Here is a 6,675-nt window from a genome sequence, read left to right on the forward strand (position 1 = left end):
CCTATCTGCAGAACCTGCGCCAGCCGATCGAACTGGTCGCCTCGCTGGACGACTCCGCCGGCTCGGCCGAGATGAAGGCGCTGCTGGAAGACATCGTTTCGACCTCCGACAAGGTCAGCGCGCGCTTCGACGGCCAGGACGGCCGCAAGCCCTCGTTCGCCATCACCCGCGCTTCCGGAGATGCGGATGTCCGCTTCGCCGGCCTGCCGCTGGGCCACGAGTTCACCTCGCTGGTGCTGGCCCTGCTGCACGTCGGCGGCCACCCGCCGCGCCTCGACGCCGAGGTGATCGAGCGCATCAAGGCCCTGGACGGCGACTACCGCTTCGAGACCTATTTCTCGCAGTCGTGCCAGAACTGCCCCGATGTGGTGCAGGCGCTGAACACGATGAGCGCGCTCAACCCGCGCATCCATCACGTCGCCATCGACGGCGCCTTCTTCAAGGCCGAGGTCGAGGCCCGCCAGGTCATGGCCGTGCCGACCATCCTGCTGAACGGCCAGCCGTTCGGCCAGGGCCGCATGGACGTCGAGCAGATCCTGGCCAAGCTGGACACCGGCGCGGCCGACCGCATGGCCGACAAGATCAAGGCCAAGGACGCCTTCGACGTTCTGGTCATCGGCGGCGGCCCGGCCGGCGCCGCGGCCTCGATCTATGCCGCCCGCAAGGGCATCCGCACCGGCATCGCGGCCGAGCGCTTCGGCGGCCAGGTGCTGGACACCATGGCCATCGAGAACTTCATCTCGGTCCCGCACACCGAAGGCCCCAAGCTGGCCTCGGCGCTGGAGCAGCACGTCAAGGACTACGAGGTCGACGTGATGAACCTGCAGACGGCCGTGGGCCTGGTCCCCGCCAAGACCCCGGGCGGCCTGATCGAGGTCAAGCTGGCGAACGGCGCCAGCCTGAAGTCGCGCAGCGTCATCCTGTCGACCGGCGCCCGCTGGCGGAACGTCAACGTGCCCGGCGAGGCCGAGTACAAGAACAAGGGCGTGGCCTATTGCCCGCACTGCGACGGTCCGCTGTTCAAGGGCAAGCGCGTGGCGGTGATCGGCGGCGGCAACAGCGGCGTCGAGGCGGCCATCGACCTGGCCGGCATCGTCGCCCACGTGACGCTGATCGAGTTCGACAGCCAACTACGCGCCGACGCGGTGCTCCAGCGCAAGCTGGCCAGCCTGCCGAACGTCAGGATCGTCACCTCGGCCATGACCACCGAGATCCATGGCGACGGCGCCAAGGTCAGCGGCCTGTCCTACAAGGACCGCAACGGCGACGCCGTGCATCGCGTCGACCTGGAAGGCGTGTTCGTGCAGATCGGCCTGGTGCCCAACACCGAGTGGCTGAAGGACTCGGGCGTGGCCCTGTCGCCGCGCGGCGAGATCGAGGTCGACTATCGCGGCGAGACCTCGCTGCCGGGCGTGTTCGCCGCCGGCGATGCGACGGTGACGCCCTACAAGCAGATCATCATCGCCATGGGCGAAGGCGCCAAGGCCTCGCTCAGCGCCTTCGACTACCTGATCCGCCTGCCGGCGGAAACGGAAGCCGAGGCGGCGTAGGGAACGGCCTTGCTCACGGTCTTTTAAACCACCGTCATTCCCGCCCCACGGGACCGGCTTTGCCGGCCCGAGGGGCGGGAATGACGGTATGATTTGTGTGGCTTCAAGCGGAGCCGCCCAAAACAAAAAGCCGCCCAGGTCACCCCGGGCGGCTTCTTCGTCTCTAGAACCCAGTCCTCAGAACTGGATGTTGGCCCCGACGAACACCGTGCGGCCGCTGGTGGTGTAGTTCCACAGCCGCTTGGCGCCGGTCTGGCCGAAGCCGTTGTTGAAGCTGTTGACCTGCTCCTCGCGCTCGTTGGTCAGGTTGATCGCGTCGAGCGACAGGCGGATGCGCGGGGTCAGCTGGTAGAAGGCCGCCCCGTCGACATAGGTGGTGGCGTTGAACGCGCCGCTGTCGATCAGATAGTCCGAGCGATAGTTGGCCGAGACCCGCGCGCCCCACTTGGCGGTTTCGTAGTAGAGGGTGGCGTTGGCGTTGATGTCCGACAGGCCGAAGATGTCGGTCTTCTGCGGCTTGCCGTTGACCAGGTTGGTGGTCGAGGAGTCGATCAGGGTCAGGTTGGCGACCGCGCCCAGGTTCTTCAGCGCGCCCGGCAGGAAGAAGAAGTCGCTCTGGGCGGAGAGCTCCAGGCCGGTCAGCTTGGCCGAGGTGTTGTTCACCTGGCGCGTGTAGGACGCGACGATCGTTGAGCCGGTCACGCCCGGATAGAGACCTTCGGCGAGGCCCGTGCTGGCGTAGGTGACGTTGTTGACCGTCTGGCTGGCGATCAGGCCGTCGATGTTCTTGTGGAACACGCCGGCGGTCAGCATGCCGACGCCGCCGAAGTACCACTCGGCCACCAGGTCGAACTCGTCGGACTTGTAGGGGTCGAGGTTCGGGTTGCCGGTCGACACCGTCACGGTCGAGCCGTCGACGCTGATCGAGCCGTTCATGGCGTAGGCGCCCAGGGCCGGGCGGTTGATGTTGCGGGCGGCGGCGGCGCGGATCTGGAACTGGTCGGAGACCTCCAGCACCGCGTTCAGCGCCGGCAGGACGCCCGAGTACTTCTTCTTGGCCTCGGTGGGGGTGTTGACGCCCTTGACCGACATGACGCCCGAGGACGTCAGTTCGGTCTCATAGGCGCGCAGACCGGTGTTGCCGCGCAGCGGACGCCCCAGGAACTCGGTCTTCCAGTCCAGCTGCAGGTAGCCGGCGTTGGTGTCTTCCTTGACCGCATAGATGCCCTTGGGCGCGAGCAGCGTGCGGGTGACGCCGTACTTCGACAGCGCCTTGTCCCAGTCGACGATGATCCAAGACTGGTCGTGGTGCTGGCTGAACACCTTGGTGATCCCGTCGAGGTGGTCGTCCAGCGTCCCCTTCTCCCAGGCCGTCTTGTTCACGTCGTCATTGGCCTGGGTGAAGCCCGAGTTCTCGAAGCCGCGATACGAGACGCCGCCCTTCAGGACGAAATCGTCGTTGAAGGCGTAGGCGCCGTTCAGCTCGGCGTTCTTCAGCTCGGTGCTCTGGTAGGTGGCCGAGAAGTCGATCTCGTGGGCCCGGTAATTGTTGGGATCGGTGGTGTTCCACTTGTAGGTGTTGTGGCCCGTGTCGCCGCGATAGTCGGTGATCAGGCCGCCGAACGCCTCGGTGTAGAACTTGTCCGAGATCGGGATGTCGTAGTCGGACTTCTCGCGGCCGATGTGGCCGTCGATCGTCAGCTTGTCGGTGACCTTCCACTCGCCGGTCAGCACCAGCTGGTCGAAGGTGTTCTTGGTTTCCTGGCGACGCGTCTCGGTGGCGAAGACGGTGTTGTCGACGTCGGCGTAGATGACCGAGTTGTACTTGTCGTACTCGATGGCGTTCAGCACCGGCGGCGGGCTGACCAGATTGCCCGAGTGCGGCGTGGCCGCGCCCAGGATCGTCGAGCCGACCGTGGCGCGGGTGGCCAAGTGCAGCTCCGAGCGATCGTTGGTGAACTTGCCGTGCAGGGCGTCGAGGGTCAGGGTGACGTTCTCGACCGGACGCCATTGCAGCGCCGTGGTCAGGCCCAGGCGCTCCTGGTCGGAATCCCAGACCGACAGGCGGTTGCCGCGCTGGAAGATCAGCTCGCCGTTGGTCGCCTTGGCCTGATCGGCCGCGCTCAGCTTGACGACGTTGGCCGGCAGGGCCTTCTGGGTGCCGGCGCCGTAGGTGTTGTAGCCCTGCTCCTCGGTCTTGCGCTTGGAATAGGCGACCGAGACCAGGACGCCGAACTTGTCGTCCCAGTTCTTGCTGATCATGGCCGCGCCGCGCGGCTGGAAGTCCTTGGTGGCGCTGTTGGTGCCGCCTTGCAGCGACAGGGCGCCCTTGGTCCCCGAATAGTCGAACGGCTTGGCGGTGTAGAGGCCGACCGTGCCGGCCATGCCGCCCTCGTCCTGTTCGGCCGAGAACGACTTGCGCACGTCGATCTTCGAGAACAGCTCCGAGGCGAAGATGTTGAAGTCGAACGCCCGGTCGCGCGAGGTCTGGCCGCGGCTGTCCATCGGCGAGTCGACATTGCCCAGCACTTCCATGCCGTTCAGCTGCACGCGGGTGAAGTCGGGACCCAGGCCCCGCAGGCTGACGCGACGGCCCTCGCCGCCTTCGCGGTTGATGGCCACGCCCGGCAGACGCTGCAGCGACTCGGCCAGGTTCAGGTCCGGGAACTTGGCCATGTCCTCGGCGACGATCACGTCGGCGACGATGGCGCTGGACTTCTTCATTTCGCGAGCCACGCCCAGCGACTTGCGGAAACCGGTTACCACGACAGCGTCGACGGCGTCCGCCGGTTCGGCCGCGGGCGCTGGCTCTTCGGCGCGCGCGAAGGCGGCCGGCGCGAACATGGCCATGGCGAGGTTGGCCGCGCCCGCCAGGAGCGCGATCTTGGTCCGAGACATGAGTACCCCCAATTGTGATCGCCGGTTTGGGAGACCCGTTAGGGCGCCGGCGTTGGCCGGGCGTTAGGGTCCGTCGGTGACCCCCGCGTCTCGGTTCCGTTAAAGCTTGATGACAGAAGGCGCCTAGGCGACGTCAAACCGTCATGCGCTCGCGCTATGGCGACGCTCTCGTTTGGGAGTCTTCCATGCTCAGCCTGATCGCCGCCCTCGCGCTGGCCGCCGCCCCCTGTTCCGATGAGAGCGCCGCTTGCGTGCGCCAGCGCCTGGACGCCCTGCGGATGAACGACCTGATGGCGGTCGGCACGCACAATTCCTACAAGCTGGCCATCCCCGCCGACGAGATCGCCGCCATGGTCGCCGCGCGCGGCCCGGCCGTCCTGGGCGTCGACTATGGCCACCGCCCGCTGGTCGAGCAGCTGGACGCCGGCGCCCGCCAGCTGGAGCTGGACGTGGTGGCCGATCCGGAAGGCGGTCGCTACGCCAAACCGCTGACCGCCTTCGGCCAGGGAACGGTCCTGCCGCCGGCCACGGCCGCGGCCCTGGCCAAGCCGGGTTTCAAGACCATCCACATGCCCGACGTCGACTTCCGCGTATCGTGCGTGACCTTCGTCTCGTGCCTGCAACAGATCCGCGCCTGGTCCGACGTCCATCGCGACCACGCGCCGATCCTGATCCTGATCAACGCCAAGGAAGGCGAGGCCACGATGCCGGGCGGGGTGAAGCCCCTGGCCTTCACCGAGCCCCTGTTCGACGCCCTGGACGCCGAGGTCCGCTCGGTGTTCGGCGAGGACCGGCTGATCACCCCCGACCAGGTGCGCGGCAAGGCCGCCACCCTGCGCGAGGGCGTGCTGAAGGGCGGCTGGCCGACGATCGGCCAGGCCCGCGGCAAGGTGTTCTTCGCCCTGGACGAAAGCCCCGAGAAGGTCGCGATCTATCGCGGCAAGCGCGCCTCGCTGGAAGGCCGGGCGATGTTCGTCAACACCGACGAGGCCTCGCCGGCCGCGGCCTATCTGACCCTGAACGATCCGGTGGCGGAGAAGGCCCGCATCGCCGCCGCCGTGAAGGCCGGCTTCATCGTCCGCACCCGCGCCGACGCCGACACCCAGGAGGCCCGCCGCAACGACGTGACGCGCCGCACCGCCGCCCTGACCAGCGGCGCGCAATATGTCTCGACGGACTACATCTGGGCCGACCCGCGCTTCGCCGGCGGCTACACGGTGCGGCTGACCGGCGGCGACGTCGCCGCCTGCAATCCCGTCCGCCAGCCCAAGGCCTGCGACGGCCTGGCGATCGAGGCCCTGCCCGGCGCGCCGGCGCGCGGCTACCTGGAGCCGGCCGCCCGTCCCGACCTGACCAAGGTGCTCAGCGCCCCGCCCGAGCCTGGCTCGCCCCGCGCCGTCGCCGACGCGGCGATCTTCGACCAGACCCGGGCCCTGAAGGACACGCCCCGCTGGAAACTGGCGACCGACGACGTCGACGGCCCGGCCATGGGCCATTTCGAGGCGACGCTGGGCGTGCTGCTGACGCCCCAGAACGCCCCGATCCTGACGGCCTTGCTGGAACGGGCCGGCGACGACCGCTCGGTGGTCAGCCTCGCCAAGACCTTCTGGGGGACCAAGCGGCCCTATATCGGCAAGGACGCCTCGCCGATCTGCGAGGTCAAGAGCGCCCACCTGGCCGGCAATCCCGACTATCCGTCGGGCCACTCGGCCTTCGGCGGCCACGTGGCCATGATCCTGGCCGAGGTCGTTCCCGCCCGCGCCGACGCCCTCTACGCCCGCGGCCGCGAATACGCCGAGAGCCGCTGGGTCTGCGGCAGCCATTCGGTCAGCGCCGCCGAGGCCGGCCTGCGCTCGGGCGAGGTGATCTACGCCGCCGAGCACCGCTCCGAGGCCTTCCAGCGCGACATCGCCATGGCTCGCGCCGAGGTGGCGGCGGTGATGGCGGCGGCGGGGAAGTAGTCCCTCCCCCGTTGCGGGAGAGCGTGGCCCACGAAGTGGGTCGGGTGAGGGGTCGCACTCTTCCCTAAACCGACGAACGGTTTGCGTATCGGTTTAGGGCGCTGAATCGAGAGGTGAAGATAGCCACGTCTACGCCGCCGCCCTCTAGGGTACGATTTCCGCCAGCGGCCGGTCACAGAGTCCAAGATAAGTAGTTTGCCAGGCCCGAGCGAACGGCGGCGAGCTCGATCCCTTAGAATCTGGCCTTCAACGCTAACCGAACGCCC

The 6,675-nt window shown here is 67.9% G+C and carries 2 protein-coding genes and 2 pseudogenes; 3 read left to right on the forward strand and 1 reads right to left on the reverse strand.

What is annotated here, in order from left to right:
• Positions 1-1,550, forward strand: a 1,550-nt coding sequence (gene ahpF, locus VJ655_RS08610) for an alkyl hydroperoxide reductase subunit F (RefSeq protein WP_324110656.1), incomplete at its 5' end; no start/stop codon positions are given.
• 177 nt (positions 1,551-1,727) lie between these two features.
• On the opposite strand, the pseudogene VJ655_RS08615 reads toward ahpF, so the two are convergent.
• Positions 1,728-4,564, reverse strand: a pseudogene (locus VJ655_RS08615) (TonB-dependent receptor).
• Between the two features lie 27 nt (positions 4,565-4,591).
• Here VJ655_RS08615 and VJ655_RS08620 point away from each other — a divergent pair.
• Positions 4,592-5,749, forward strand: a pseudogene (locus tag VJ655_RS08620) (phosphatidylinositol-specific phospholipase C1-like protein); the annotation flags it as partial.
• Between the two features lie 186 nt (positions 5,750-5,935).
• A complete protein-coding gene (locus VJ655_RS08625; RefSeq protein ID WP_324110658.1) occupies positions 5,936-6,409 on the forward strand; it encodes a phosphatase PAP2 family protein in 474 nt (157 codons plus the stop codon).
• Positions 6,410-6,675: the final 266 nt, after the last annotated feature.

This window comes from Caulobacter sp., from assembly GCF_035254145.1.
Lineage (GTDB): Bacteria > Pseudomonadota > Alphaproteobacteria > Caulobacterales > Caulobacteraceae > Caulobacter.

Excerpts from the sequence above, each read along its gene's own strand:
- VJ655_RS08625 (WP_324110658.1), top strand. The coding sequence starts at position 5,936 with ATGGGCCATTTCGAGGCGACGCTGGGCGTGCTGCTGACGCCCCAGAAC.